Genomic DNA, 26,102 nt, shown 5'->3' with positions numbered 1-26,102 from the left:
CGACCCTATGAAAAATTCCAACGGCTCTCAACCGCGAGGCTGAACTTTTGCTTCACTCACGTTCTCGATCCCGAGGCCGGGGGCGTCCGGCAGCACGACGGTCGCGCCGTCGTACCGGAGCCCGCCGGCGACCGGCGACCAGGCCAGCCACCAGGCGGCATCGAGGTCCGACACGGCCGTGGTGCCACAGGCGGCGACCAGGCTCGCCGCCGCACCCAGGCCGACCTGGCTCTCCATCATCGAGCCGACGATGGTGCCCATGCCGTGCGCGGCGGCCAGGTCGAGCAGCGACCGGGCGGTGTGCAGGCCGCCGCACTTGGCCAGCTTGACGTTGACCATGTCGGCCGCCCGGCGGCGGATCACCTCGACCAGGTCGCGCAGGTCGAAGACCGACTCGTCGGCGAGGATCGGCAGCTCCACCCGGTCGCTGACCCAGGCCAGCCCGTCCAGGTCCCGCCGGTGCACCGGCTGCTCGACCAGCTCGACGTCGAGCCCGGCGTCCTCGATGCCGCGGATCACCCGGACCGCCTCGCGCGGCGTCCAGCCCTGGTTGGCGTCCAGCCGGATCCGCACGTCGGGGCCGACCGCGGCGCGGACCGCGCGGACCCGGTCCAGGTCGCCCCGCGCGTCGGTGCCCACCTTGAGCTTCAGCACGGTGAACCCCTCGGCCCGGCGCCGGGTGGCCGCCGCGGCGAGGTCGACCGCGTCGCCGGCGGCGAGGGTGACGTCGGTCGGGACGCGCAGCGTGGTGCCGCCGAGCAACCGCACCAGGGGTACGCCGAGCCGCCGCGCGGCCAGGTCGTGCAGCGCGACGTCGACGGCCGCCCGGGCCGACTCGTTGCCCACCACCGCGCGGCGCACCTCGGCGCAGCGGGCCTGGAGGTCGTCGGCGTCCCGCCCGGTCAGCAGCGGCCCGAGCAGTTGCTGGACGCACGCCTCGGCGCCGGCGATCGACGCCCCGGTCACCTGCCAGACCTGCGGGGCCTCGCCGAAGCCCGACCGCCCGTCGGCGTCCACCACCTCGACGACCAGGGTGTCCACGGTGGTGGTGCGGCGCAGCGCGGTGACGAACGGGGTGTGTAAGGGGGCCGAGAGCCGGTGGGTGCGTACCGCGGCGATCGTCATGTGGGGCACCCTATACGGAGCTGGCAGCGATCAGGGGAGGGCCGATGACCGGGCGGGACTGGGAGCTGGTGGGCGCGCCGAACGCCCGTGACCTGGGCGGGCTGCCCACCTCGGACGGGCGGCGGGTACGCGCCGGCCGGCTGATCCGCACCGCGGCGCTCGGCCGGCTCACCGACGAGGACCTGCCCGTGCTGGGCAAGCTGGCCCCGGCCTGCGTGGTGGACCTGCGGCACGCCACCGAGCAGGCGGTCGCCCCGCCGGACCGCCTGGCCGGCGAGCCGCGGCTGGTGCACCTGCCGGTCTACGACCCGGCCCACCCGGTGTTCACCTACGTCTCGGCGGTGCTGCTCGGCCACGACCTGAACGCGTACGAGGAGTTGGCGCGGGGCGGCATGCCGGGGGCGATGGCGGCGATCTACCGCTGGTTCGTCACCGGCGACTCGGCGCGGGAGGGGTTCGGGACGGCGGTGCGGCTGGCCGCCGACGCGGCGAACCTGCCGCTGCTGTTTCACTGCTCGGCCGGCAAGGACCGCACCGGCTGGCTGTCGGTGGTGCTGCTCACCGCGCTGGGCGTGGACGAGCCGGCGATCCGGGCCGACTACCTGCGGCACAACGAGCTGACCGAAAGCCTGCGCGAGGTGCTGCTGGCCGCGATGACCCGCCAGCGGCCGGACCTGGATCCGACGATGGCCCGGCCGCTGCTGGAGGTGCGCCCGGACTACCTGGACGCCGCCTACGACGAGGTACGGCGGGTGCACGGCTCCTTCGACGCGTACCTGCGCGACGGCCTGGGGCTGACCGACGAGACGCTGGCGGCGCTGCGCGCGAACCTGCTGGACTGAGCGGTCACCCGGCCAGGTCGTGCCGGGCCGCCCAGACCCGCGCGGAGACGTGCGCGATGAGGCGGCAGGCGTCGTCCTCGACCTCTTCGCCGCTGGGGCCGCCGTCGGCCAGGTCGGTGGTGGTGCAGACCACGACGGCGTACGGCGGGGCGTCGGAGGGGAAGACCACGCCGGCGCCATGCCGGACGCCGCGTACCCAGCCGTTCTTGTGGGCGATCCGGGTGCCCTCGGGCAGCCCGGCGGCGAGGTCCTCGCGGTGCTCCTGGGCGAACAGCACGTCCAGCATGGCCGCGCAGCCGGCCGGCGAGGCGAGCGGGCCGGGCCGGCGCGCGCCGAGCGCCAGCTCGCCGAGCAGGGCGGCCAGGTCGGCGGCGGTGACCAGGTTGTCGATGCCGGCGTCCCGGGCCGCGAAGTCCTCGATGCCCCGGCCGGTGACGCTGTGCCGGGCCCCGGCCAGCTTCCACGCCTCGGCCAGCGCGGGCAGCCCGACCTTACCGAGGCAGATGTTGGTGGCCAGGTTGCTGGAGCGGACGATCATCCGTTCGGCGAGCCAGCGCAGCGGCGCCTCGCCGCCCACCCGCGCCCAGACCTCGTCGTCGTTGTCGTAGTGCTGGGCGTTGCTGAAGCGGGGCGCGCCGGGCAGGGCGGAGTCGAACGCGTTGCGCACCGGGATCGGCCCGTCCAGGTCGAGGCGGCCGGCCTCGGCGGCGCGGTGCAGTGCCACCAGCACGGCGACCTTCATGGTGCTGGCCGCGTAGTGGGTGGCGTCGGCCTGCCGGGTCCAGGTGGGCGGGGCGCCCAGCCGCCCCACGTACGCGGAGATGGTGCCGGGCACCTTGTCCAGGTGCGCGTCGAGATCCTCCCAGGTCATGCCGGAGACCGTAGCGGATCATCGCGGCCGGCGGGGGCTGCGGTCCGGCCCGCGCCGGGTCTAGCGTGCGGAGATGACGACCGCCGCGTACGACGCCATTGCCGACTGGTACGACGACTACGTCACGACCACCGCCAACGACTACAGCGACCGGGTCCGGTCGGTTCTGGCCGAGCTGCTCGGTCCGGGCACGGGGCGCTGCCTCGACCTGTGCTGCGGCACCGGGGCGCACGCCGCGGAGCTGCGTCGGCTGGGCTGGCAGCCGATCGGGGTGGACCTGTCCGCCGGGCAGTTGCGTCACGCCGGGGCGCGGCTTCCGGTGGTCCGGGCCGACGCCACCGCGCTGCCCCTGCCGGATGGCGCCCTGCCGGCCGTGGCCTGCGTGCTCGCCCACACCGACATGCCGGACTACCCGGCGGCGATCGCCGAGGCGGCCCGGGTGCTGGCGCCCGGCGGGCGGCTGGTCCACGTCGGGGTGCACCCCTGCTTCGTCGGGGCGTTCGCCGACCGCTCTCAGCCGGGCCGGGCCGTGATCGACGAGGGGTACGCCGAGCGGGATCGCAGCTTCCGGTCCTGGAACTCCGTCGGCGTCCGCGCCCGGGTGGGCGCGTGGCACCTGCCCCTGGCCGACCTTCTGGACGCGGTCCCGGCCGCCGGCCTGACGCTGACCGCCGTCCGCGAGTCCGCCCCCGGCCCCCTCCCCGACGTCCTGGCCTTCCGGGCCACCAAACCCGCCTGACCCTCCACCGTCGCCGCCCGCCCGGGCCGCCCCTGCCGCGGTCGATCATGAAGTTGACGGCGATGTCGATCTCCGAAACCGCCGCCAACTTCATGATCGCCGGGACAGGGCAGCACAGGGTGGAAAGGGTGGAGCCCGGTCCGCCGGGGTGGGCGGGCCGGGCTCCGGGTGGCTGAGTGGTCAGCCGGCGTGCTTGCGGCGGGCGGCCATCCGGCCGCGCTGGGTCTGGTCCAGCACCACCTTGCGGATCCGCACCGCGGCCGGGGTCACCTCGACGCACTCGTCCTCGCGGCAGAACTCGAGGGCCTGCTCCAGCGACAGCTTGCGCGGCGGGATCAGCTTCTCGGTCTCGTCCGCGGTCGACGACCGCATGTTGGTGAGCTTCTTCTCCTTGGTGATGTTGACGTCCATGTCGTCGGAGCGGGAGTTCTCGCCGACGATCATGCCCTCGTACACCTCGGTGCCCGGCTCCACGAAGAGCTGGCCGCGCTCCTGGAGGTTGGTCATCGCGAACGCGGTGACCGAGCCGGCGCGGTCGGCGACCAGCGAGCCGTTGTTGCGGGTGCGCAGCTCGCCGAACCACGGCTCGTACGACTCGAAGACGTGGTGCAGGATGCCGGTGCCGCGGGTCTCGGTGAGGAACTCGGTGCGGAAGCCGATCAGGCCGCGCGCCGGGACCAGCCACTCCATCCGGATCCAGCCGGTGCCGTGGTTGACCAGCTGCTCCATCCGGCCCTTGCGGGTGGCGAGGAGCTGGGTGATCGCGCCCAGGTACTCCTCCGGGGCGTCGATGGTCAGCCGCTCGACCGGCTCGCAGGTCTTGCCGTCGATCTCCTTGGTGACCACCTGCGGCTTGCCGACGGTCAGCTCGAAGGACTCGCGGCGCATCTGCTCCACCAGGATGGCCAGGGCCAGCTCACCGCGGCCCTGCACCTCCCAGGCGTCCGGCCGCTCGGTGGGCAGCACCCGCAGCGAGACGTTGCCGACCAGCTCCTTGTCCAGCCGGTCCTTGACCATGCGGGCGGTGACCTTGGCGCCCTTGACCCGGCCGACCAGCGGCGAGGTGTTGGTGCCGATGGTCATCGAGATGGCCGGCTCGTCGACGGTGATCAGCGGCAGCGGGACCGGGTTCTCCGCGTCGGCCAGGGTCTCGCCGATCATGATCTCCGGGATGCCGGCGACCGCGATGATGTCGCCCGGGCCGGCGCTGTCGGCCGGCTTGCGCTCCAGGCCCTCGGTCATCAGCAGCTCGGAGATGCGGACCCGCTGGGTGCTGCCGTCGGTGCGGCACCAGGTCACCGTCTGGCCCTTGCTGATGTTGCCCTGCCGGACCCGGCACAGCGCCAGCCGGCCGAGGAACGGCGAGGCGTCGAGGTTGGTGACGTGCGCCTGAAGCGGAGCCTCCTCCTCGTACGCGGGGGCCGGGATGGTGTCCAGCAGGGTGCGGAAGAGCGGCTCCAGGCTGTGGCTGTCGCTGGGCACCGAGCCGTCGGCCGGCTGGGTCAGCGAGGCGATGCCGTCGCGGGCGCAGGCGTAGACGATCGGGAAGTCGATCTGCTCCTCGTCGGCGTCCAGGTCGAGGAAGAGCTCGTAGGTGTCGTCCACGACCTCCTTGATCCGGGCGTCGGGGCGGTCCACCTTGTTGATCACCAGGATGATCGGCAGCCGGGCGCGCAGCGCCTTGCGGAGCACGAACCGGGTCTGCGGCAGCGGGCCCTCGCTGGCGTCGACCAGCAGCACCACACCGTCGACCATGGTGAGGCCGCGCTCGACCTCGCCGCCGAAGTCGGCGTGCCCCGGGGTGTCGATGATGTTGATCGTCACCGGCTCGGAGCCGTCCGCCGGCAGGTAGTGCACGCCGGTGTTCTTGGCGAGGATGGTGATGCCCTTCTCCCGCTCGAGGTCCATCGAGTCCATGACCCGCTCGGTGTCCTCACCACGGGCGCCGTAGGCGCCGGCCTGCCGCAACATGGCGTCGACCAGGGTCGTCTTGCCGTGGTCGACGTGGGCGATGATGGCGACGTTGCGGAGGTCGGTGCGTAGCTGCATACCCTCCATACTCCTGTCTGCGGTTGCCGGGGCACGTCTCGGGGTCACCCCGAGATCGCCCGGATCTCTGCCGAAAGTGCTGTCCCGACCGTTCCAGCGACTGGCATGCTGGCTCCCGTGCGGGGGACCGGATGCCTGACCTGCTGAACTGGCTGCAGGAGCTGCCGCCTCTGCTGATCTACCTGGTCGCCGCGATGATCGTCGCGGGCGAGACCGCGGTGATCTTCGGGCTGCTGGTGCCGGGTGAGGCGACCCTGTTGCTGGTCGGCTTCTTAGCCTACGCGGGGACGCTGCGGATTATTCCGGCGCTGCTGGCCATGACGGCGGCCGCCGTGATCGGAGACACACTCGCCTATCGCGCCGGCCGGCGGTACGGGCCGAGACTGCGCGCCTCCGGCCTCGGTGCCCGGATCGGGCCGCACCGGTGGCGGCGCGCCGACTCGCTGCTCGACCGCCTCGGCGGCCGGGGCGTGCTGGCGGCCCGCTGGGTGGCCTTCGCCCGCACCCTGGCGCCCCGGCTGGCCGGTGCGGCCGGGATGCCGTACCGGCGGTTCGCGCCGTGGAACCTGGCCGGGGTGGTGACCTGGGTCGGCGCCTCCGTGCTGGCCGGCTACGCCGCCGGTGAGTCCTACGAGCGGGTGTCCCGGTTCCTGGGGCGGGCCACCGGTGCGGTGCTCGTGCTGCTGGTCTGCCTGGTCGGCGTGGTGCTGGCCGGCCGCTGGCTGGGCCGCAACCCCGACCCGGTGCGGGCGCTGGCCGCCCGGGCCGTCGCCCTGCCCCCGCTGCGCTGGCTGCGCGCCCGCTACGGGGTGCTGTTCTTCCTGATCGCCATGCGGTTCGGCCCGGCCGTGACGCTGCTGATCAACCTGGCCGCCGGGCTGCTGCTGCTCTTCGCCGCCGGACTGGCCGTCGCGGCGGTGCTGGAGGCGGTGGTCCGGCACAGCGGGCTCGGGGTGCTCGACGGGCTGGTCGCGGACTGGTTCGCCGCCCGGCGTACCCCCGGGGTGGTCGACACGGTGCTGGCCGCCGTCTCGGTGCTGCGTGGCTGGGTGCTGATCGCCGCGGTGGCCGTGGTGGCGGCGGTGGTGGCCTGGCGGAACCGGCCCTGGCGGGCTGACCTGCTCAGCGTGCTCGGCACGGTCGGGGCGTTCGTGCCGCTGGTGGTGCTGGTGGTGGTCGCCGACCTGACCGGGCCGGGCGGCCCGGACCTGCTGCCCACCCAGAACGCGGTGGTCACCGCGAGCTTCGGCACGCTGGCCTGGCTGCTGTCCCGGGGCGCCCGCTGGCCGGTGGCGGTGGCGGTCTGGACCGGCGCGCTGGTCGGTGTGGTCGCCGTCACCGGCGCCCGGCTCTACCTGGGGTGGAGCACGGCCAGCGGCACCGCCACCTCGGTGCTGCTCGGAGCGGCCTGGGTGACCGTGTTCGTGGTCGCCTGGGCCACCCGGGACCGCGCGGTCGGCGCGGACGACCCGTCGCCCGGCGAGCCGGCCGAACCGGCCACAGGAGACGGCCCGCCGCGGCCGCGGGGCTCCCGGCCGGCGTCGCGGGTACCCCGTCCACCCGTCGACCCCTGCTAGGGTGCGGCGGACGACCACGGGGGAGGTCTGATGCGTCGAGGAGTGGGTCGCTGGGCGACGGCGGCGGTGGCCGCGCTGCTGACGGCGAGCATGGTCACCGGGTGCGGCGGCGAGGAGCCGACCCGCGAGGTGGCGGTCGAACTGCCCAGCGAGGCGCCCGTCGAGGCCCCCGCGGACGGCCCCGCCGACCTGCCGAGCGACGAACCGCCGGCGGTCGCGGCAATGGGCGGGAAGCCCAGCGCCAAGCCCAGCCCGAGCGCGTCGGCGAAGCCGAAGCCCAAACCGACCCGCACCACCACCGGCCCGCTCGCCAAGCCGAAGCCGCCCACCGAGACCCAGGTGCCGCCGCCCCCGCCGAAGCCGCCGGCGAGCGGCTGCGAGCCGACCTACCGGGGCACGCAGGCGACCCGCAGCCAGGTGAAGTCGGCGCTGTCCGACGCTGCAGCGCGGACCTACTGGCCGACCTCCGCGCCGGACATCAAGATCCCGCTGACCCTGATGAAGGCGACCGCCTGGCAGGAGAGCGGCTGGCAGTCCAACATCGTCGCCTGCGACGGCGGCATCGGGCTGATGCAGGTCATGCCCGCCACCGCCGACTGGATGAACCAGCGGTTCGGCCAGTCCTACGACATCGACGACTACGGCGACAACGCCTACCTGGGCGGCACCTACCTGGCCTGGCTCACCAAGTACATCGGCGACATGTACTTCGAGTCGGACTACCGGCTGGACGCCTCGCTCTGCACGTCGGAGCTGAACTCCTGCCTGCTCAACGCCGTGATTTCGGCGTACAACTACGGGCACGGCGCGGTGGCCCGCGAGGGCGAGCCGCTGGCCATCCCCAACCCGCAGTACGTGCGCAACGTGCGGGCGCTGATGACCGAGTGCGTCTGCCTGAACTACTGAGCTGACGGAACGGGGCCCCGGCGGACGACCGCCGGGGCCCCGCCCGGTTCAGTGCCGCGCGCCGGCCGGCGTCACGGGCGCTGGGGGCGTCTCCGCCGGGGCGTCGGGTTCGCGGGCGATCCGCCCGGGCCACCAGAACCGGTCGCCGAGCAGGAACGCCAGCGCCGGCACCAGCACCGTGCGGACCAGCAGCGTGTCCAGCAGGACGCCGACGCAGACGATGACCCCGATCTGGGTGAGGGTGATCAGTGGCAGCACGCCGAGCACGGCGAAGACCGCCGCGAGCAGCACACCCGCGCTGGTGATGACGCCGCCGGTGACCCGCAGCGCGGAGCGCATCCCGTCCCTGGTGCCCAGCCGGCGGGCGTCCTCGCGGGCCCGGGTGACCAGGAAGATGTTGTAGTCCACGCCGAGCGCCACGAGGAACACGAAGGCGAGCAGCAGCACCGCGCTGTCCAGCGCCGGGAAGCCCAGCACCCGGTCGAAGAGCAGCCAGGCCGCGCCGAGGCTGGCGAAGAACGAGGCGATGACCGTCAGCACCAGCAGCACCGGGGCCAGCAGGCCGCGGAGCAGCAGCACCAGCACCGCCCCGACCAGGAGCAGGATGAGCGGCAGGATCAGCCACAGGTCCTTCGTGTTCGCCCGGTCGGAGTCGTAGGTGGCGGCCACCGTGCCGCCCACCAGCGCGCCCTCGGGGGCGTCGGCGCCGGTGACCGCGGGCGGGGCGGAGTCCGGCACGGCGGCGACCGCCTCGCGCAGCGCCTCGACGGTCCGGTCCGAGGCCGCGGTACCCGGCTCGGCCGCCAGCACCACGTCGACCTGGGCAACCCGGTCGCCGGTGGCGCCGGGCCGGGCGGAGGCGACGCCGTCGACCGCCCCGGCGGCGGCCAGCACCGCGGGCGCCGCGCCCGGGTTGGTGAGCACGGCGACCGGCTGGGTGGTGCCGGCCGGGAAGGCCCGGGCCAGCGTCTCCGCGCCGGCCACCGCCTCCGGCTTCACCCGGAACTGTTCGGTCTCCGACAGGCCGGTGCGGATGCCCAGGCCGCCGAGGGCGAGGGCGGCGAGGAGCAGGGTGGCCAGCGCGGCGACCGGCAGCGGCCGGCGGACGACGGCGTCGCCGAGCCGGCCCCAGAGCCGGCCCTCGCGCACCGCGCCACCGACCCGGGGTACGAACGGCCAGAACAGCCCCCGCCCGAAGAGCACCAGCACGGCGGGGAGCACGAGGAGCGCGGACGCCATGGCGAAGACCACGCCGGTGGCGCAGGCCACCGCGAGCGCCCGGTTGGTCTCCTGCTCGGACAGCAGCAGGGTGAGCACGCCGAGCACCACGGTGCAGCCGCTGGCCAGGATCGGCTCGGCGGTGCGGCGCAGCGCCGCTCGCATGGCGGTGAACCGGTTCTCCTCGCGGCGCAGCTCCTCCCGGTAGCGGGCGATCAGCAGCAGCGCGTAGTCGGTCGCGGCGCCGAAGACGAGCACGCTGGCGATGCCGGTGACCTGGCCCTCCTGGAGGTGGATGCCGAGCGCGGGGACGATCGTGTCGACGGCGCGCAGGGTGAGCTGCTCGGTCGCGGCGACCACGAGCAGCGGCAGGATCCACAGGAACGGGCTGCGGTAGGTGATCAGCAGCAGCAGCGCCACCACGCCGGTGGTGACCGCGAGCAGGGTGATGTCGGCGCCGTCGAAGACCTTGGTGAGGTCGGCGGTGAAGGCGGGCGCGCCGGTCACCTCGACGGTCAGCCCGTCGGGCAGGTCGGCCAGCGCCGCGCGGAGCCGGCCCACCTTGTCCACCACGGCCTCCTGGCCGCCGACGGTGGGGAGCGGCACGGCGACCAGCGCCACCGTGCCGTCGGGGGAGAACTGGGCCGGTGCGACCCGCCCCCCGGCGGCGAGCCGGCCCAGGGTGGCGGACGCGCCGTCGAGCGCGGCCCGGTCGGGCTCGCTCAGCGGGGCCCGGTCGGCGCGGCTGACCACCACGACGGCGGGCTGCACGTCGCTGGACGGGAGCTGGTCCTGGAGCCGTTCGACCTGCGTCGACTGCCACCGGACGGACAGCCCGGTGGCGGAGACGGGCTCGGGGTTGTCGGGGCGGGGGAGGCCGAAGACGACCGCGCCGACGACGAGCGCGGCGGCCACGGTGAGCCAGGCGGCCAGCCGGCCCCGGGCGACGCGGGTGAACAGTGACATCGGGGCTGCCCTCACGTGGTTTTTCTCGCCTGCCAAGTATCTTGATGGTCGAGATTATCGGCAGGGGTTCTATGCTGCAACCGGACGGTTCGGGCGGGGGGTGGCGGCGAGACGTGGGCGCGCAGGGCATGTACCGGCGGCGGGACGATCGGCGTGGGCGGATGATCGCGGACATCACCAGCGACCTGCGCCGCTACTCGGTCGACGCACAGCACATCGGGCACGCGTTCGCCGGCCTGCACGGCCTCAACGCCACCGACCTGCACGCCCTCCTCGCCGTGATGGACGCCGAGCTGCTGGGCGACCCGATCACCCCCGGGCGGCTGGGGGAGGCGCTCAACCTCTCCTCCGGCTCGGTGACCGCGCTCGTGGACCGGCTGGAGCGGGGCGGGCACATCCGGCGCGACCGGGACACCGCCGACCGTCGCAAGGTCTTCCTGCACTACGCCGACCGGGGCGCCACCCTGGCCCGCAGCTTCTTCGCCCCGCTGGGCCGGCGGACCGACGAGGTGATGGCCCGGTTCAGCGACGACGAGCTGGCCGTCGTGCAGCGGTTCATGGCCGAGATGGTGGTCTCGATGCGCGAGCACCGGGACGCCGTGCGCGCGGCCCGGGGCGAGCCCCGGCGGGGCGGCGCGGCGCAACGCCCCGCGGACTGAACGTGCGGCCATTGCTCACCCGGCTCGCCGCGGCGGCGCTGCGGCTGCCGGCCGCCCGGGTCCGGCGCATCACGGTCACCCGGGACCTGCCGGTCCGGGTCCGCGACGGGGTGACGCTGCGCACCGACCACTACGCCCCGGATCTGCCCGGGGCGGCCTGCGTGCTGATCCGCACCCCGTACGGGCGGGGCGGTCCGGTCCGGCTGCTCGGCCGCCTCGTCGCCGAGCGCGGCTACCACGTGGTGATCCAGTCCTGCCGGGGCACGTACGGCTCCGGCGGCGAGTTCGCCCCGCTGGTGCACGAGCGCGACGACGGGCTGGACACCCTCGACTGGCTGCGTCGGCAGCCCTGGTGGACCGGCGAGTTCGGCATGTTCGGCGCCAGCTACCAGGGGTTCGTGCAGTGGGCTGTGGCCGCCGAGGCGGGCGACGAGCTGCGCGCGATGGTCGCCGTGGTCACCGCCTCGGCCACCCGGGACTCGACGTACGCGGGCGAGTCGTTCGCGCTGGACACCGTGCTCACCTGGGCGGAGCTGCTCCAGGCGCAGACCGTGCCCTGGCTGGCCCGGCAGTGGGAGCTCAAGCGCGGGCAGCCCCGGCTCACCCGGGCGCTGGCCCACCTGCCGCTGGCCGAGGCGGACCGGATCGCCACCGGGGTGACCGTGGCGTTCTTCCAGGAGTGGCTGCGCCACCACACCCCGGACGCCGACTACTGGCGGACCCGCATCTTCGGCGACCGGATCGCCGAGGTCCGCGCGCCGGTGACGATGGTCAGCGGCTGGCAGGACATCTTCCTCCCCGCCCAGCTCGACGACTACGCCCGGCTCCGGGCGGCCGGTGCCCGCCCCCGGCTGACCGTCGGCCCGTGGACCCACGGCAGCCCCGGGCTCCTCGTCGCGGCCCTGCGCGAGGGGCTCGACTGGCTCGACCAGCACCTGGCCGGGCGCCCCGCGCAGCGCCGCGCGCCGGTCCGGGTGCACGTCGGCGGCGCCGGCGGCGGCTGGCGTGACCTGCCCGACTGGCCCCCGGCGGCCGAGCCGACCCGCTGGCACCTGCACGCCGGCCAGGTGCTCGCCCCCGCGCCGCCGGTCACCTCCGCACCCGACCGGTTCTGCTACGACCCGGCCGACCCCACGCCGTCGCTCGGCGGCCCGCTGCTGGTCGCCCAGCGGGCCGGCGCGGTGGACAACCGGCCGGTGGAGACCCGGCCGGACGTGCTGACGTACAGCAGCGCACCGCTGGTCGGCCCGGTCGAGGTGGTCGGCCCGGTGCACGCCGAGATCCACATTCGCAGCGAGCTGTCCTACCTGGACGTCTTCGTCCGGCTCTGCGACGTCGACCGGCGCGGGCGGTCCTGGAACGTCTGCGACGGCCTGGTCCGGGTCGCCCCCGGGCGCTTTCCGCGCGATCCGTCCGGTGTGGTCCGGGTGCCGGTCACCCTCTGGCCGGCGGCGCACCGCTTCGCAACCGGGCACCGGCTCCGCGTCCAGGTCTCCGGTGGCGCCCACCCGCGCTACGCGCGGAACCCGGGCACCGGCGAACCGCTCGGCACCGCCATCACTCTTCGTGCTGGCTGGCGGGAGATCCTGCACGAACCCGAGCATCCTTCGGCCTTGGTGCTGCCCGTCGTCCCGGCATCGTCCACAGCGGGCCCATAGTTCCAGATAGTGCTCTGAGCTGGGCATTCACTTGCCGGTGTGGATATCCTCGGGCCAAGTGCCCGGTGCCGTGCAGCCATCCGGTGGGGCGCGGCCCCGGATCGTGCGCCTTCACGTGTAGTGATTGTCGTGCCCCATCGGACCGATCCGAGGGGAGATCCCATGACGTCGGCCCCGGCGAACCTGTTGGCCGTCCGCAACCTGTTGCTCAGCTATCTCAACGTCGACAAGGACACCGTACGAAGTCAGGACCTGGAACCGGCCGAGGTCGGTATCGTCGGCGATCCCAACCACAGGGGCGGATACCACTGCGGTTCCGACCGGGTGGTGCCCAACGACTACTCGGTGGTGGAGTCCCGCCGGGACTCGTCCGGGCTGACCCTGCACGCCTCCGCGCTGGACGTCGGGACCTTCTCCGTCTCCTCCGGCGGCGCGACCCACAACCTGCGTACCTTCTCCACCTGGTGCGTGTCGCAGTGCGCCGCGGGGGCCGCGGACGCCCGCGACATCCGGGAGATCATCTACTCCCCGGACGGCACGACCGTGAAGCGCTGGGACCGGCTGGGCAAGCGCACCAGCGGGGACAGCAGCCACCTGTTCCACACCCACTTCAGCTTCTTCCGTGACTCCACGAAGGCGGGCCGGGACGAGACCCCCCTGTTCCGTCGCTACCTGACCGCGATCGGCCTGATCGCCCCACCGAAACCGGAGCCCGACATGGAACAGACCGACAAACTCCTCAACAACACCGGATACAGCAACCGGACCGTCGGCGACGTCCTGGCCGACCTGGAGAACCTGCGCAACTGGCTCATCTCGCCAGCCGGCACCACCGGGCTCGTCGCCCCACCCCAGGCCAACTCGCCGTTGCAGCAGATGCTGGCCATGGCGCGGGCCTGGCCGGCCCTCGTCGCACAGGTGACTGCGCTGTCCGGCAAGGACTTCACCGACGAGCAGCAGATCGTCACCGGGGTGCTCGCCGGGCTGCCGCCGGAGAAGATCGCCGAGGCGATCCCGCCGCAGATCGCCCGGGACGTGGCCGACGAGTTGTCCCGGCGACTGACCTCCTGATCCGACCCGGACCCGCGGCGAGTGCCGCGCCGCGGCCCCGGGTCTCGTGAGGGAAATCAGCAACAGATATTGCGCAACAGCTCTTGCGGATGTCACGCTCTCCCCATGGAAAAGCCCGCCGTCCGGCACGTCACCGACTCCCGCGTCCTCGCCGCGCTCGCCCATCCGTTGCGGCGCCGCCTCATGGACGTCCTCAAGGTGTACGGCCCGTGCACCGTCGGCGTGCTCGCCGAGCGCACCGGCCAGGCCCCGGCCAACGTCAGCCACCACCTCAAGGTGCTGGCCGCCGCCGACCTCGTGCTGGAGGCGCCCGAACTGGCCCGGGACCGCCGGGAACACTGGTGGCGGCTACGGGACCCGGCGGTGCGCTGGTCCAACACCGACTTCGACGCCGATCCCGCCGCCCGGGCCGTGGCCGACGCGGCCGGCTCGCTGAACCTGGACCGGCACGTCGCCCTGGTCCGGGCCTGGCACGCCGCGCCCGACGAGGCCCACGCCGCCTGGGGCGACGGCCCGTTCAGCACCGACAAGTGGCTGCGGCTCACCCCGGCGGAGCTGGCCCAGCTCAGCCGCGAGGTCACCGACCTCTTCGCCCGCTGGGCCGACCGGCCCGCTCCGGACGACGGGCAGCGACGCGAGCCGGTCTTCCTGTTCGCCCACGGCGTCCCGGGCCAGCCGTGACCGCCCCGGTCCGCACCACCGCGCCGGACACCGGTTCCCGACCGCGCCGGGGCCTGGTCCGGCACCGCGACTTCCGGCTGCTCTGGGCCGGGCAGGCGGTCAGCGCCGTCGGCAGCAACGTGACCGCCGTGGCGCTGCCCCTGGTCGCGGTGGCCGTGCTCGACGCGACCACGTTCCAGGTGGCGGTGCTCACCGCCGCGGCCTGGCTGCCCTGGCTGCTGGCCGGCCTGCCCGCCGGCGCCTGGGTCGACCGGGTCCGCCGGCGCCCCGTGATGATCGCCGCCGACCTGGTCTCGGCGGCGCTGTTCGCCAGCGTCCCGGTGGCCGCCCTGCTCGATCTGCTCACGGTCGGCCAGCTCCTGGTCGTCGCCCTCGGCGCCGGCCTGGCCCGGGTGTTCTTCGAGACCGCCGACCAGGTCTACCTGCCCACCCTGCTGCGCCCCGAGCAGGTGCCCGAGGGCAATGCCAAGCTGCACGCCACGCAGACCGCCAGCTATCTCGTCGGCCCCGGGCTGGCCGGCCTGATCGCCCAGCTCGCCGGCGCCGTCACCGCCGTCCTGCTCGACGCCGTGAGCTTCCTGGTCTCCGCCGCGTGCCTCAGCCGCATCCGGGCCGTCGAGCCCCGGCCGGCGCGCCCCACCGAGGCGCCCTCACTGCGCCGGGAGGTCGCCGACGGGCTGCGCTTCGTCGCCCGCGACCCGTACCTGCGGGTGCTCACGGTCTTCGGCGCGGCCAGCAACATCGGGCTCTCCGGCTACCAGGCGGTGCTGGTGGTCTTCCTGGTCCGCTCCGCCGGGCTGCCGGCCGGGCTGGTCGGGCTCCTGATCGGACTGGCCAGTGTGGGCGGGCTCCTCGGCGCCGCCCTGGCCACCGGGCTCGCCCGGCGGCTCGGCTCGGCCCGCGCCCTGCTCGTGGCGGGCGCGCTCGCCGGCCCGCCGGCGCTGCTCATCCCGCTGGCCGGCCCGGGCAGCCGGGTGGCGTGGCTGGTGCTCGGCGGCGCGCTGGTCAGCCTGGGCGTCGCCGTGGGCAACGTGGTGAAGGGCAGCTTCCGGCAGACGTACACGCCGCACCGGCTGCTCGGGCGGGTGACCGTGAGCATGCAGCTGCTGAACTACGGCACCATCCCGCTCGCCGCCGTGCTGGCCGGGGCGCTGGGCGCCGCGTGGGGGCCGGCCGGGGCGATCCGGGTGATGACCGCCTGGCTCGCGCTGACCCCGCTCATCCTGCTCGCCGGGCCGCTGCGGCGGCGGCGTGACCTGCCGGCGGCGCCGCACTGAGAATGCGCTGCGGCGGCGGTCGGACAGCCGACCGCCGCCACCGGCACGAAGCTAGATCGGACGGACGTTGTCCGCCTGTGGGCCCTTCTGCCCCTGGGTCACCTCGAACTCGACCTTCTGGCCCTCGTTCAGCTCGCGGTAGCCGCTGGATTGAATGGCCGAGTAGTGGACGAACACGTCCGGACCTCCGCCGTCCTGCTCGATGAAGCCGAAGCCCTTTTCCGAGTTGAACCACTTGACCGTGCCGGTTGCCATGCGTCTCTCCCTGTTCAATGCGAGCGAGCACCGGTCGCGGCCGGTGATCGCCCTTTACCTTCCCGACAGTAACCGCCCGAACCGCGATTCGCTGGCGGAAGTGCGTGGCGCGCCTCGCGAATACGCCGTCAGCGGGAAAATCCCTCCGCCCCGGGGCCGAGGGGGGCATGCTTGCCCCGGTGAGGACACAGACGCCGCTGGCCGACCTGGAACGGGAGATCACAGCGCCCGGCGACGGCCTGGACCGGCTCCGGCTGGTCCACGCGCCGTTCGTGCCGGAGGTCCGTCTGCACCTCGCCGAAGACGCCATCCTCTGGTGGGCCCGGATGGAGGCGGCGGCCGGCCGGTCGCTGCCGCCGCCCTACTGGGCCTCCGTCTGGGCCGGCGGGCAGGCGCTCGCCCGGCACCTGCTCGACCACCCCGAACTGGCCGCCGGGCGGCGGGTGCTCGACCTGGCCGCCGGCTCCGGGCTGGTCGCCATCGCGGCCGCGCTCGCCGGCGCCGACCGGGTGGTCGCCAACGACGTCGACCCCTGGGCGGTGGCGGCCGTGACCGTCAACGCCCGGGCCAACCGGGTGACCGTGGCCGCCACCGGGGACGACCTGCTGGACGGCACCGCCAGCGCCGACCTGGTGCTGGCCGGGGACGTCCTCTACGACGCCGCGCTGGCCGCGCGGATGCTGCCGTACCTGCAACGGGCCGCGGACCGGGGGGTCCAGGTGCTGGTCGGCGACCCGGACCGGGGGCACCTGCCGCCGGACCGGCTGGAGCTGGTGGCGGCGTACCGGGTGCCCATCACGGAGCCCTCGGTCGACTCCCCGTTCCGCCGGGTCCAGGTCCTCCGCCCCCGCTGACCCCTCAGGGATCATCCGGAGCTGGCCTCGGGGATCGGTGGGGGTTCATGCCCGATGTGCCGGGTCGCCCGCGGGTCATAGCGTACGGAGCATGACGGATCTGCTGGCCCAGGTCGGGGAGCTGCCCACCACCCTGCTGATGGGAATGCTGGGCATGGTGATGCTCGCCGACGCCGTACCCCTGCTCGGGGTGCTGGTGCCCGGCGACGCCGCGGTCCTCGCCGCGGTCGGCGCGGGCCGGCCGGCGACCGGCCTGGCGACCGTCGTGGCGGTGGTGGCGGGCTGCCTCGCCGGCTGGTCGTTGAGCTTCCTGGCCGGGCGGCGCTGGGGCGAGCGGCTGCGGCGCAGCCGGCTGGGCGACTGGATCGGCGAGCCGCGCTGGGCGGCCGCCGAGGCGTTGCTGCGCCGCGGCGGCGGGCGGATGGTGCTGGTGGCGCCGTTCCTGCCGGTGTTCAACGCGCTGCTGCCGCTGGCCGCCGGCGGGCTGCGGATGTCGTACCGGAGGTTCGCGGCCTGCGCGGCGCTCGGCGCGACGCTCTGGGCCGGCCTCTACGTGGCCCTCGGCATCACGGCGCGGGCGCTGACCGGGCTGCTGCCCGGGGCGCCGAACCCGACCGTGCTCACCATGGCGGTCGGCCTGCTGCTCGCCGGTCCGGTGCTGCTCGGCACCCGGCACCGGCTCCGCGCGGTGACCGCCGCGGACGCCGGCTGAGCGGGCCGGCCGGGCCGGCCCGCCGCGCTCACCAGCCCCGGGCCCGCCACTGCGGCAGCGCGGGCCGCTCGGCGCCGAGCGTGCTGTCCTTCCCGTGGCCCGGGTAGAACCAGGTCTCGTCGGGCAGCCGGTCGAAGAGCTTCTGCTCGACGTCGTCGATGAGCTGGCCGAACCGTTCCGGGTCCTGCTCGGTGTTGCCGACCCCGCCGGGGAAGAGCGAGTCCCCGGTGAACAGGTGCGGCACCCCGGACGGGTCGCGGTAGAGCAGCGCGATCGAACCCGGGGTGTGCCCCCTGAGGTGGATCACCTCCAGCGCGCAGTCGCCGACCGGGACCGTGTCGCCCTCGTGCAGCGGCTCGGCCTCGATCGGCAGCCCGGCGGCGTCGTCGGAGTGCACCAGCGGGCGGGCGCTGGTCTTGGCGACCATCTCCTCCAGGGCGACCCAGTGGTCCATGTGCCGGTGGGTGGTGACCACCGCGGCCAGCCCGCCGTCACCGACCAGGTCGAGCAGGCGGGGTGCCTCGTTCGCGGCGTCGATCAGCACCTGCTCGCCGGTCTCCCGGCAGCGCAGCAGGTAGGCGTTGTTGTCCATCGGGCCCACCGACAGCTTGCTGATGGTGAGCCGGTCGAGCTCGCGCACGGCCGGCGCACCGCCGGGCGTGACGTCTCCGCTGTAGGTCATGACGGCGTTCAGATCCATTCCGGTGGAGTCGGTAGGGGACCGTCGGGAGTGACGGTGAGCACCTCGCCCGCGCTGCGGCCGGTCAGCCAGGCGGCGAGTTCCGGCGCGGGGCCGGTGACGGTGGGTGTCCCCTCGGGGTCACCCACGACGAGTTCGTGCCGGAAGCCGTCGAAGCGCAGCACCATGGCCGGCGCTTCCGGGTTGCCGGCCAGGCCGGCCGCCACCTCGTGCAGCAGCCGCTGGGCGAACGCGTCCGGCCAGTCGGCGGGCCGGTAGCCGGCGCCCAGGTCGACGTGGTGCACCTCGACCTCGCGCAGCCGGCCCCAGACCAGCATCGCCGCCGGCCACGGGCCGCGCCGGGTCTGCACGGTGGCCCCCCACGCCTCGACCGGCATCTCGGCGACCGCCGCGGTGAACCGCTGCGAGCTGCGGCGCAGGTCGTCCATGAGGTCGGCCGGACCGCGGCCGGCCCCGGCCTCGATGTCGGCGGACCGGGCCTCGGGGCTGGGGTACATCGGGATGTCCTCGCCCGTGCGGGCGGCGGTGAGCAGGTTGACGAACCCGTCGGCGTTGCGGGCCAGGTGGGTCAGGACGTGGCCGCGGGTCCAGCCCGGCAGCCGGGACGGCGCGGCGACGTCGTGGTCGCCCAGGGCCGCCGCGGTACGCAGCAGCCGGGCGGTCGCCTCGTCCAGTTCGCCGGTCAGCAGGAGGGGATCGCTCGTCACGCATCGACCCTAGCGGTACGCCGCGGTCGCGTCGCCGGGGAAATCGCTTTCGGCGCGTCGGCGCGCCCCCTACCGTCGGGCCGACGGCTTCAGGTCGCGGCGTCACACGCGCCGGGCCGAAGTCGCCGTAGGGCGCGGCACCGGGAGTCGGAGCGGAGGTGGTGAGCATGCCGGTCGTAGCACCCGTGTTCCGCCATGAATCCCCTCGACACCGATGAGGACACCCATGAACCTCGATCTGACCGCCCTCGGCTGGGACGCCGACCGGGCGGCGTACCTGAATCCACGCGGCGACCGCCGGCCGGGCCGGGTGGCCCGCGTCGATCGCGGGGTCTGCACCGTGCTCCGCCCGGAGGGGCCCGTCCGGGCCAGCCTGGGCGGCGGGGTGCTGGCCGCCGCGGCCCGCGACCTGACCGCGCTGCCCTGCGCCGGCGACTGGGTGCTGCTGGCCACCTGGCCGGACGGGCCGGTCACCGTGGAGACCGTGCTGCCCCGCCGCACCGCGCTGATCCGGCGCACCGCCGGCAAGGACGCCAGCGGCCAGGTGCTGGCCGCCAACCTCGACGCCGCCGCGGTGGTCGAGCCGGTGCACCCGGCGCCGGACGCCGCTCGCATCGAGCGGCTGCTCTCGCTGGCGCACGAGTCCGGCGCCGAGCCGCTCGTCGTGCTCACCAAGGCCGACCTGGCCCCCGACCCGGCGGCGGTGGCCCGGCAACTGGCCGCCCTGGCGCCCGGGGTGCCGGTGCTGCCGGTCAGCGCCGAGCGCGGCGCGGGGCTGGAGCCGCTGCGCTGGTACGTCGCGCCGGGGCGCACCCTCGGCCTGCTCGGGCCCTCCGGCGCAGGCAAGTCGAGCCTGGTCAACGCGCTGGCCGGGGCCGACGTGATGCGGACCCAGGCGATCCGCCGGTCCGACGGCAAGGGCCGGCACACCACCACCTGGCGGGCGCTGGTGCCGATCCCCGGCGGGGGAGCGGTGCTGGACACCCCCGGGGTGCGGGCGGTCGGCCTGCTGGACGGCTCGGCCGGCCTGGACCGGGCGTTCGCCGACATCGCCGAGCTCGCCGCCGGCTGCCGGTACGCCGACTGCGCCCACGACGCCGAGCCGGCCTGCGCGGTGCGGGCGGCGCTGGACAGCGGCGAGCTGCCGGTCCGGCGCTGGGAGAACTGGCGCCGGCTCCAGCGCGAGGTGGTCTACGAGAGCCGGCGCCGGGAGGTCCGGCTTGCCGCCGAGCGCCGGGGCAGCTGGCGCAGCGGCCGGCGGCGGACCGGGCGTCCGGCGACCCCGCCCGGATCCGGGGCACTCTAGAGGTCTGCCGGGGCGGTCGGGCGGGCCGCACCGCATCCGGCCCGACCGTGCTGACCTGGGGGAATGTCGCCGCCACGGAAGTTGTCATACCTCGGGGCTAGAGTTGCCGAGGCGTCTTCCCTGCGCCTCGTCAACCCTCGAAAACTGCCCAGACCTCGCGTCGGGCGGACAGATCCGCCTCACATTCTTCTTCCGGGAGCACACGCACCGTGGCCGACCGACTGATCATCCGTGGCGCGCGCGAGCACAACCTGCGTGACGTCAGTCTCGACCTGCCCCGGGACGCCCTGATCGTCTTCACCGGGCTCTCCGGTTCGGGCAAGTCGAGCCTGGCGTTCGACACCATCTTCGCCGAGGGCCAGCGCCGCTACGTCGAGTCGCTGTCGTCGTACGCCCGGCAGTTCCTCGGCCAGATGGACAAGCCCGACGTCGACTTCATCGAGGGCCTCAGCCCCGCGGTCTCCATCGACCAGAAGTCCACCTCGCGCAACCCGCGCTCCACCGTCGGCACCATCACCGAGGTCTACGACTACCTCCGCCTGCTCTTCGCCCGCATCGGCGAGCCGCACTGCCCGATCTGCGGCGAGCGGATCTCCAAGCAGAGCCCGCAGCAGATCGTCGACCGGGTGCTGGCCATGGCCGAGGGCACCCGGTTCATGGTGCTCGCCCCGGTGGTGCGCGGCCGCAAGGGCGAATACGTCGACCTCTTCGCCGAGCTCCAGGCCAAGGGCTACGCCCGGGCCCGGGTCGACGGCGTGGTGCACCCGCTGACCGAGCCGCCGAAGCTCAAGAAGCAGGAGAAGCACACCATCGAGGTGGTCATCGACCGGCTCAGCGTCAAGCCCAGCGCCAAGCAGCGGCTGACCGACTCGGTCGAGGCGGCGCTCGGCCTCTCCGGCGGCCTGGTGCTGCTCGACTTCGTCGACCTGGCCGAGGACGACCCGGGCCGGGAGCGCCGCTACTCCGAGCACCTGGCCTGCCCCAACGACCACCCCCTGGCGATCGAGGACCTGGAGCCCCGGGTCTTCTCCTTCAACGCGCCCTACGGCGCCTGCCCCGAGTGCACCGGCCTGGGCACCAAGAAGGAGGTCGACCCGGAGCTGGTGATCCCGGACCCGGAGCGCACCCTGCGCGAGGGCGCCATCCAGCCCTGGGCGACCGGGCACAACCTGGAATATTTCCTGCGCCTGCTGGAGGCGCTCGGCGAGGCCCAGCACTTCGACATCGACACCCCGTGGCGGGCGCTGCCCTCCCGGGCGCAGAAGACGATCCTGCACGGCTCCGACGACCAGGTGCACGTCCGCTACCGCAACAAGTACGGCCGCGAGCGCTCCTACTACACCGGCTTCGAGGGTGTGATGCAGTGGATCGAGCGCCGGCACACCGACACCGAGTCGGAGTGGTCGCGGGACAAGTACGAGGGCTACATGCGGGACGTGCCCTGCGCGGCCTGCGGCGGCACCCGGCTCAAGCCGGAGGTGCTCGCGGTCACCCTGGCCGGCAAGAGCATCGCCGAGGTCTGCAACCTGTCCGTGGGCGAGGCCGCCGACCTGCTCGCCGGCATCGAGCTGACCGACCGGCAGAAGATGATCGCCGAGCGGGTGCTCAAGGAGATCAACGCCCGGCTGAAGTTCCTGCTCGACGTCGGGCTCGACTACCTCTCCCTGGACCGCCCGGCCGGCACCCTCTCCGGCGGTGAGGCGCAGCGCATCCGGCTCGCCACCCAGATCGGCTCCGGCCTGGTCGGCGTGCTCTACGTGCTGGACGAGCCCTCCATCGGCCTGCACCAGCGGGACAACCACCGGCTGATCGAGACCCTGCTGCGGCTGCGCGGGCTGGGCAACACGCTGATCGTGGTCGAGCACGACGAGGACACCATCCGGGTCGCCGACTGGATCGTCGACATCGGCCCGGGCGCCGGCGAGCACGGCGGCAAGATCGTGCACAGCGGGTCGGTGCCGGCCCTGCTGGAGAACGAGGAGTCGGTCACCGGGGCGTACCTGTCGGGTCGGAAGTCGATCCCGACGCCGGCGACGCGCCGGCCGCAGACTCCGGGCCGCGAGCTGGTGGTGCACGGGGCGCGCGAGCACAACCTGCGCAACCTCACCGTGGGCTTCCCGCTCGGCCAGCTCATCGCGGTCACCGGGGTCAGCGGCTCCGGCAAGTCGACGCTGGTCAACGACATCCTGCACGCCGTGCTGGCAAACCAGATCAACGGCGCCCGGCTGGTGCCCGGCCGGCACACCCGGATCACCGGGCTGGAGCACGTCGACAAGGTCGTGGGCGTCGACCAGTCGCCGATCGGGCGGACCCCGCGCTCCAACCCGGCCACCTACACCGGGGTGTGGGACCACATCCGCAAGCTCTTCGCCGAGACCACCGAGGCCAAGGTCCGGGGGTACGGTCCGGGCCGCTTTTCGTTCAACGTCAAGGGCGGGCGCTGCGAGGCGTGCTCCGGCGACGGCACCATCAAGATCGAGATGAACTTCCTCCCGGACGTCTACGTCCCCTGCGAGGTCTGCAAGGGCGCCCGCTACAACCGGGAGACCCTGGAGGTCCACTACAAGGGCAGGACGGTCGCCGAGGTCCTGGACATGCCGATCGAGGAGGCGGCCGAGTTCTTCTCCGCCATCCCGGCCATCCACCGGCACCTCAAGACCCTGGTCGACGTCGGCCTCGGCTACGTGCGCCTCGGCCAGCCCGCGCCGACGCTCTCCGGCGGCGAGGCCCAGCGCGTCAAGCTCGCCTCCGAGTTGCAGAAGCGCTCCACCGGCCGGACGGTCTACGTGCTCGACGAGCCCACGACCGGCCTGCACTTCGAGGACATCCGCAAGCTGCTGATGGTGCTCGAGGGCCTGGTCGAGAAGGGCAACACGGTGATTACCATCGAGCACAACCTCGATGTGATCAAGTCGGCCGACTGGATCATCGACATGGGCCCCGAGGGCGGGCACCGGGGCGGCACCGTGCTCGCCACCGGCACGCCGGAGGAGGTCGCCGAGGTCCCGGAGAGCCACACCGGTCAGTTCCTGCGGCCGATCCTCAAGCTCGACGGCGCGGCCAAGGGCGCGAAGGCGGCCACCACCCGGGCGGCGAAGGCCAACGGCAGCGCGGTGAAGTCGCGTACCCGCAAGGTGCCGGCCGGAGCACGCTGAGCGATGGACACCGAACGGGCGGGCCGGCCACGGCCCGCCCGTTTCGGATATCCATTTCGTGACGCGTCAGTATGAACCGTGCGCCACAGTGGTTCGTGTCCTGAACTGAGGCCACTGATCACGACGGGTGGCGGCAGCCGAGAGAAAGGCCGGACATGAGTGACGACGAGGTGCTGACCGGGCCGGGTGGGCAGACTCGCCGGGCCCTGCTGGCGGGCGCCGGCGCGGTCGGGGCGGCTGTGGTGCTGACCGCCTGCGGCGACGACGCGGGCGACACGGCGGGCGGCTCGGCTCCCACCAGCGCCGGCCCTCCCGGCGCCACCAACGCCGGCGATCCCGAGGGCGGCAACCGGGACAGCAAGGGCCCGCTCGCCCGGACCACCGACATCCCGGTCGGCGGCGGTGCGGTCTTCGCCAGCCAGGGCGTCGTCATCACCCAGCCCGAGGCCGGCCAGTTCAAGGCCTTCGACCCGATCTGCACCCACCAGGGCTGCCCGGTGTCGAACGTCGACGGCGGCACCATCAACTGCACCTGCCACAACAGCCGGTTCTCGATCACCGACGGCTCGGTGAAGCAGGGCCCGGCGACCAGGCCGCTGGCGCCGAAGAACATCAAGGTCACCGGCGAGCAGATCACCCTGGCCTGACCGTCCCGGCGCGTCCCCTGCCCGCAGCCGCCGTGGCGGGGGACACGCGGCGACGGCCGGGTGTCGGGGGTGCGGACTAGGCTTGGCGCGTGGCTGACCCCTCGACCTACCGTCCCGCACCTGGCACCATCCCGGAGTCGCCAGGGGTCTACCGCTTCCGCGACGGCACCGGCCAGGTGATCTACGTCGGCAAGGCGCGCAACCTGCGCAGCCGGCTCAACTCCTACTTCGCCGACCCGGTCAACCTGCACCAGCGCACCCGGCAGATGGTCTTCACCGCCGAGTCGGTCGACTGGATCACCGTCGCCACCGAGGTCGAGGCGCTCCAGCAGGAATACACCTGGATCAAGCAGTACGACCCGCGGTTCAACGTCCGCTACCGCGACGACAAGTCGTACCCGTACCTGGCCGTGACCCTCGACGAGGAATACCCGCGGCTGCAGGTGATGCGCGGCGCCAAGCGCAAGGGGGTGCGCTACTTCGGGCCGTACTCGCACGCCTGGGCCATCCGCGAGACGCTGGACCTGCTGCTCCGGGTCTTCCCGGCGCGGACCTGCTCCTCCGGCGTGTTCAAGCGGGCCGGCCAGGTCGGCCGGCCCTGCCTGCTGGGTTACATCGGCAAGTGCTCCGCGCCCTGCGTCGGCAGCGTCACCGCCGAGGGGCACCGGGAGATCGTCAACGGCTTCTGCGACTTCATGGCCGGCCGCACCGACACCATGGTCCGCCGGCTCGAGAAGGAGATGCTGGAGGCCAGCGAGCAGCTCGAGTTCGAGCGGGCCGCCCGGCTCCGCGACGACGTGGCGGCGCTGCGCCGGGCCATGGAGAAGCAGACCGTCGTGCTCGGCGACGGCACCGACGCCGACGTGGTGGCCTTCGCCGACGACCCCCTGGAGGCCGCGGTCCAGGTCTTCCACGTCCGCGACGGCCGGGTCCGCGGCCAGCGCGGCTGGGTGGTGGAGAAGACCGAGGAGCTGACCACCGGCGACCTGGTGCACCACTTCTGCACCCAGGTCTACGGCGGCGAACAGGGCGAGGCCGACCTCCCGCGCGAGCTGCTCGTCCCCGAGCTGCCCGGCGACGTCGACGCGCTCGCCGACTGGCTCTCCACCCGCCGGGGCAGCCGGGTGTCACTGCGGGTGCCGCAGCGCGGCGACAAGCGGTCCCTGCTGGAGACCGTCGAGCGCAACGCCAAGGACGCGCTGGCCCGGCACAAGCTCAAGCGGGCCGGCGACCTGACCACCCGCAGCCAGGCCCTCGACGAGATCGCCGACTCGCTCGGCATGCGGACCTCCCCGCTGCGCATCGAGTGCTTCGACGTCTCCCAGATCCAGGGCACCGACGTGGTGGCCAGCATGGTCGTCTTCGAGGACGGCCTGCCCCGCAAGAGCGAGTACCGCCGGTTCATCGTGCGCGGGGCCACCGACGACCTCTCCGCCATGTCCGAGGTGCTGCGCCGGCGCTTCGCCCGCTACCTCGACGCCCGCGCCGAAACCGGGGAGATCGGCGACGAGACCGCCAGCGACCCCGACCGGCCCGGCATCGACCCGACCACCGGACGGCCCCGCAAGTTCGCGTACCCACCGCAGCTGGTCGTGGTCGACGGCGGCCCGCCGCAGGTGGCGGCCGCCGCGCAGGCCCTCGCCGAGCTGGGCATCGACGACGTGGCGCTCTGCGGGCTGGCCAAGCGGCTGGAGGAGGTCTGGCTGCCCGACGATGAGTTCCCCGTCATCCTGCCCCGCACCTCCGAGGCGCTCTACCTGCTCCAGCGGGTACGCGACGAGGCGCACCGCTTCGCCATCACCTTCCACCGCCAGCGGCGCTCCAAGCGGATGACCGAGTCGGCGCTGGACAACATTCCCGGCCTCGGCGAGGTACGCCGCAAGGCGCTCCTGCGGCACTTCGGCTCGCTGAAGCGGCTTTCGGCGGCGACGGTCGACGAGATCACCGAGGTGCCGGGGGTGGGCAAGCGGACCGCGGAGGCGATCCTGGCCGCCCTCGACGAAGGCGCCCAGCGGACCCCCAGCGCCTGACCGGGTCCCGGGTTCTCCGGGTTCGGGAGGTTCCACCCATGGGCGCCGGTCGAGCGGCCTGGACGCGGGTGGGTGGAATGTCCGTTACACACTCGCT

Annotated in this window: 22 protein-coding genes; 15 read left to right on the top strand and 7 right to left on the bottom strand. The window is 73.8% G+C overall.

Annotation, left to right across the window (positions count from 1 at the left end):
* Nucleotides 1-27: 27 nt before the first annotated feature.
* A complete protein-coding gene (locus tag AC0OLQ_RS26380; protein ID WP_484528508.1) occupies nucleotides 28-1,125 on the bottom strand; it encodes a mandelate racemase/muconate lactonizing enzyme family protein in 1,098 nt (365 codons plus the stop codon).
* 44 nt (nucleotides 1,126-1,169) lie between these two features.
* On the opposite strand from AC0OLQ_RS26380, the gene AC0OLQ_RS26375 reads away from it, so the two are divergent.
* Nucleotides 1,170-1,967 (top strand): tyrosine-protein phosphatase, encoded by a 798-nt coding sequence (locus AC0OLQ_RS26375; RefSeq protein WP_484528507.1) that lies wholly within the window; start codon nucleotides 1,170-1,172, stop codon nucleotides 1,965-1,967.
* 4 nt (nucleotides 1,968-1,971) lie between these two features.
* On the opposite strand, the gene AC0OLQ_RS26370 is transcribed toward AC0OLQ_RS26375, so the two are convergent.
* Nucleotides 1,972-2,838 carry a serine hydrolase gene (locus AC0OLQ_RS26370; protein WP_484528506.1) on the bottom strand — a complete coding sequence of 289 codons (867 nt, stop codon included), beginning with the start codon at nucleotides 2,836-2,838 and terminating at the stop codon, nucleotides 1,972-1,974.
* Between the two features lie 73 nt (nucleotides 2,839-2,911).
* On the opposite strand from AC0OLQ_RS26370, the gene AC0OLQ_RS26365 reads away from it, so the two are divergent.
* Nucleotides 2,912-3,577 (top strand): class I SAM-dependent methyltransferase, encoded by a 666-nt coding sequence (locus AC0OLQ_RS26365; RefSeq protein WP_484528505.1) that lies wholly within the window; start codon nucleotides 2,912-2,914, stop codon nucleotides 3,575-3,577.
* Between the two features lie 180 nt (nucleotides 3,578-3,757).
* Here the strand turns inward: AC0OLQ_RS26365 and typA are convergent, their stop codons facing one another.
* On the bottom strand, nucleotides 3,758-5,626 hold the full coding sequence (typA, locus tag AC0OLQ_RS26360) for a translational GTPase TypA (protein WP_357342965.1): 1,869 nt from the start codon (nucleotides 5,624-5,626) through the stop codon (nucleotides 3,758-3,760).
* A gap of 131 nt (nucleotides 5,627-5,757) precedes the next feature.
* Here typA and AC0OLQ_RS26355 point away from each other — a divergent pair, with 131 nt between their 5' ends.
* Nucleotides 5,758-7,203 carry a DedA family protein gene (locus tag AC0OLQ_RS26355; RefSeq protein WP_484528504.1) on the top strand — a complete coding sequence of 482 codons (1,446 nt, stop codon included), beginning with the start codon at nucleotides 5,758-5,760 and terminating at the stop codon, nucleotides 7,201-7,203.
* Nucleotides 7,204-7,233: 30 nt separating this feature from the next.
* Nucleotides 7,234-8,109, top strand: coding sequence for a transglycosylase SLT domain-containing protein (locus AC0OLQ_RS26350; protein WP_357342961.1), 876 nt, complete (start codon nucleotides 7,234-7,236; stop codon nucleotides 8,107-8,109).
* A 48-nt stretch (nucleotides 8,110-8,157) separates the two neighbouring features.
* On the opposite strand, the gene AC0OLQ_RS26345 is transcribed toward AC0OLQ_RS26350, so the two are convergent.
* Nucleotides 8,158-10,293, bottom strand: a complete 2,136-nt coding sequence (locus AC0OLQ_RS26345; protein ID WP_484528503.1) for an MMPL family transporter — start codon at nucleotides 10,291-10,293, stop codon at nucleotides 8,158-8,160.
* Between the two features lie 128 nt (nucleotides 10,294-10,421).
* Here AC0OLQ_RS26345 and AC0OLQ_RS26340 point away from each other — a divergent pair, with 128 nt between their 5' ends.
* The 5 genes from AC0OLQ_RS26340 to AC0OLQ_RS26320 all read left to right on the top strand — a co-directional run bounded on the left by AC0OLQ_RS26340 (nucleotide 10,422) and on the right by AC0OLQ_RS26320 (nucleotide 15,639).
* Nucleotides 10,422-10,952, top strand: coding sequence for a MarR family transcriptional regulator (locus AC0OLQ_RS26340; protein ID WP_484532436.1), 531 nt, complete (start codon nucleotides 10,422-10,424; stop codon nucleotides 10,950-10,952).
* A gap of 2 nt (nucleotides 10,953-10,954) precedes the next feature.
* A complete protein-coding gene (locus AC0OLQ_RS26335; RefSeq protein ID WP_484528502.1) occupies nucleotides 10,955-12,610 on the top strand; it encodes a CocE/NonD family hydrolase in 1,656 nt (551 codons plus the stop codon).
* Nucleotides 12,611-12,772: 162 nt separating this feature from the next.
* On the top strand, nucleotides 12,773-13,681 hold the full coding sequence (locus tag AC0OLQ_RS26330) for a hypothetical protein (protein WP_484528501.1): 909 nt from the start codon (nucleotides 12,773-12,775) through the stop codon (nucleotides 13,679-13,681).
* A gap of 105 nt (nucleotides 13,682-13,786) precedes the next feature.
* Nucleotides 13,787-14,362 carry an ArsR/SmtB family transcription factor gene (locus tag AC0OLQ_RS26325; RefSeq protein WP_484528500.1) on the top strand — a complete coding sequence of 192 codons (576 nt, stop codon included), beginning with the start codon at nucleotides 13,787-13,789 and terminating at the stop codon, nucleotides 14,360-14,362.
* A complete protein-coding gene (locus tag AC0OLQ_RS26320) occupies nucleotides 14,359-15,639 on the top strand; it encodes an MFS transporter (RefSeq protein WP_484528499.1) in 1,281 nt (426 codons plus the stop codon). Before AC0OLQ_RS26325 ends, AC0OLQ_RS26320 begins: the two co-directional genes overlap by 4 nt.
* 51 nt (nucleotides 15,640-15,690) lie before the next feature.
* Here AC0OLQ_RS26320 and AC0OLQ_RS26315 read toward each other — a convergent pair whose 3' ends face one another.
* Nucleotides 15,691-15,894, bottom strand: a complete 204-nt coding sequence (locus AC0OLQ_RS26315) for a cold-shock protein (RefSeq protein WP_091663412.1) — start codon at nucleotides 15,892-15,894, stop codon at nucleotides 15,691-15,693.
* Nucleotides 15,895-16,061: 167 nt separating this feature from the next.
* Between AC0OLQ_RS26315 and AC0OLQ_RS26310 the strand changes: the two genes are divergently transcribed.
* Together AC0OLQ_RS26310 and AC0OLQ_RS26305 are read left to right on the top strand one after the other, a co-directional pair.
* Nucleotides 16,062-16,748, top strand: coding sequence for a class I SAM-dependent methyltransferase (locus AC0OLQ_RS26310; RefSeq protein WP_357342948.1), 687 nt, complete (start codon nucleotides 16,062-16,064; stop codon nucleotides 16,746-16,748).
* Nucleotides 16,749-16,839: 91 nt separating this feature from the next.
* The gene (locus tag AC0OLQ_RS26305; protein WP_357342946.1) at nucleotides 16,840-17,460 is read left to right on the top strand and encodes a DedA family protein; all 621 of its coding nucleotides are present in this window, start codon (nucleotides 16,840-16,842) and stop codon (nucleotides 17,458-17,460) included.
* A gap of 28 nt (nucleotides 17,461-17,488) precedes the next feature.
* On the opposite strand, the gene AC0OLQ_RS26300 is transcribed toward AC0OLQ_RS26305, so the two are convergent.
* Together AC0OLQ_RS26300 and AC0OLQ_RS26295 are read right to left on the bottom strand one after the other, a co-directional pair.
* Nucleotides 17,489-18,142 (bottom strand): MBL fold metallo-hydrolase, encoded by a 654-nt coding sequence (locus AC0OLQ_RS26300; protein WP_484528498.1) that lies wholly within the window; start codon nucleotides 18,140-18,142, stop codon nucleotides 17,489-17,491.
* 8 nt (nucleotides 18,143-18,150) lie between these two features.
* A complete protein-coding gene (locus AC0OLQ_RS26295) occupies nucleotides 18,151-18,867 on the bottom strand; it encodes a maleylpyruvate isomerase family mycothiol-dependent enzyme (RefSeq protein ID WP_484528497.1) in 717 nt (238 codons plus the stop codon).
* A gap of 226 nt (nucleotides 18,868-19,093) precedes the next feature.
* Here AC0OLQ_RS26295 and rsgA point away from each other — a divergent pair, with 226 nt between their 5' ends.
* From rsgA to uvrC, 4 genes are all read left to right on the top strand, one after another.
* On the top strand, nucleotides 19,094-20,173 hold the full coding sequence (gene rsgA, locus AC0OLQ_RS26290) for a ribosome small subunit-dependent GTPase A (protein WP_484528496.1): 1,080 nt from the start codon (nucleotides 19,094-19,096) through the stop codon (nucleotides 20,171-20,173).
* A gap of 209 nt (nucleotides 20,174-20,382) precedes the next feature.
* Nucleotides 20,383-23,328, top strand: a complete 2,946-nt coding sequence (gene uvrA / locus AC0OLQ_RS26285) for an excinuclease ABC subunit UvrA (protein WP_357342938.1) — start codon at nucleotides 20,383-20,385, stop codon at nucleotides 23,326-23,328.
* 155 nt (nucleotides 23,329-23,483) lie between these two features.
* Nucleotides 23,484-23,975 carry a Rieske (2Fe-2S) protein gene (locus AC0OLQ_RS26280; RefSeq protein WP_357342936.1) on the top strand — a complete coding sequence of 164 codons (492 nt, stop codon included), beginning with the start codon at nucleotides 23,484-23,486 and terminating at the stop codon, nucleotides 23,973-23,975.
* Nucleotides 23,976-24,064: 89 nt separating this feature from the next.
* On the top strand, nucleotides 24,065-26,005 hold the full coding sequence (gene uvrC / locus AC0OLQ_RS26275; RefSeq protein WP_484528495.1) for an excinuclease ABC subunit UvrC: 1,941 nt from the start codon (nucleotides 24,065-24,067) through the stop codon (nucleotides 26,003-26,005).
* Nucleotides 26,006-26,102 lie beyond the last annotated feature (97 nt).

Source organism: Micromonospora sp. Utrum1 (assembly GCF_057197805.1).
Note: the sequence above shows the minus strand (reverse complement) of the source record. Positions and strands in the feature narration are given on the sequence as shown.

Excerpts from the sequence above, each read along its gene's own strand:
- AC0OLQ_RS26355 (WP_484528504.1), top strand. The coding sequence starts at position 5,758 with ATGCCTGACCTGCTGAACTGGCTGCAGGAGCTGCCGCCTCTGCTGATC.
- AC0OLQ_RS26380 (WP_484528508.1), bottom strand. The coding sequence starts at position 1,125 with ATGACGATCGCCGCGGTACGCACCCACCGGCTCTCGGCCCCCTTACAC.
- AC0OLQ_RS26340 (WP_484532436.1), top strand. The coding sequence starts at position 10,422 with ATGTACCGGCGGCGGGACGATCGGCGTGGGCGGATGATCGCGGACATC.
- typA (WP_357342965.1), bottom strand. The coding sequence starts at position 5,626 with ATGCAGCTACGCACCGACCTCCGCAACGTCGCCATCATCGCCCACGTC.
- AC0OLQ_RS26345 (WP_484528503.1), bottom strand. The coding sequence starts at position 10,293 with ATGTCACTGTTCACCCGCGTCGCCCGGGGCCGGCTGGCCGCCTGGCTC.
- AC0OLQ_RS26315 (WP_091663412.1), bottom strand. The coding sequence starts at position 15,894 with ATGGCAACCGGCACGGTCAAGTGGTTCAACTCGGAAAAGGGCTTCGGC.
- AC0OLQ_RS26350 (WP_357342961.1), top strand. The coding sequence starts at position 7,234 with ATGCGTCGAGGAGTGGGTCGCTGGGCGACGGCGGCGGTGGCCGCGCTG.
- AC0OLQ_RS26330 (WP_484528501.1), top strand. The coding sequence starts at position 12,773 with ATGACGTCGGCCCCGGCGAACCTGTTGGCCGTCCGCAACCTGTTGCTC.
- AC0OLQ_RS26365 (WP_484528505.1), top strand. The coding sequence starts at position 2,912 with ATGACGACCGCCGCGTACGACGCCATTGCCGACTGGTACGACGACTAC.
- AC0OLQ_RS26310 (WP_357342948.1), top strand. The coding sequence starts at position 16,062 with ATGCTTGCCCCGGTGAGGACACAGACGCCGCTGGCCGACCTGGAACGG.
- rsgA (WP_484528496.1), top strand. The coding sequence starts at position 19,094 with ATGAACCTCGATCTGACCGCCCTCGGCTGGGACGCCGACCGGGCGGCG.
- AC0OLQ_RS26305 (WP_357342946.1), top strand. The coding sequence starts at position 16,840 with ATGACGGATCTGCTGGCCCAGGTCGGGGAGCTGCCCACCACCCTGCTG.
- AC0OLQ_RS26375 (WP_484528507.1), top strand. The coding sequence starts at position 1,170 with ATGACCGGGCGGGACTGGGAGCTGGTGGGCGCGCCGAACGCCCGTGAC.
- AC0OLQ_RS26370 (WP_484528506.1), bottom strand. The coding sequence starts at position 2,838 with ATGACCTGGGAGGATCTCGACGCGCACCTGGACAAGGTGCCCGGCACC.
- AC0OLQ_RS26280 (WP_357342936.1), top strand. The coding sequence starts at position 23,484 with ATGAGTGACGACGAGGTGCTGACCGGGCCGGGTGGGCAGACTCGCCGG.
- AC0OLQ_RS26300 (WP_484528498.1), bottom strand. The coding sequence starts at position 18,142 with ATGACCTACAGCGGAGACGTCACGCCCGGCGGTGCGCCGGCCGTGCGC.
- AC0OLQ_RS26325 (WP_484528500.1), top strand. The coding sequence starts at position 13,787 with ATGGAAAAGCCCGCCGTCCGGCACGTCACCGACTCCCGCGTCCTCGCC.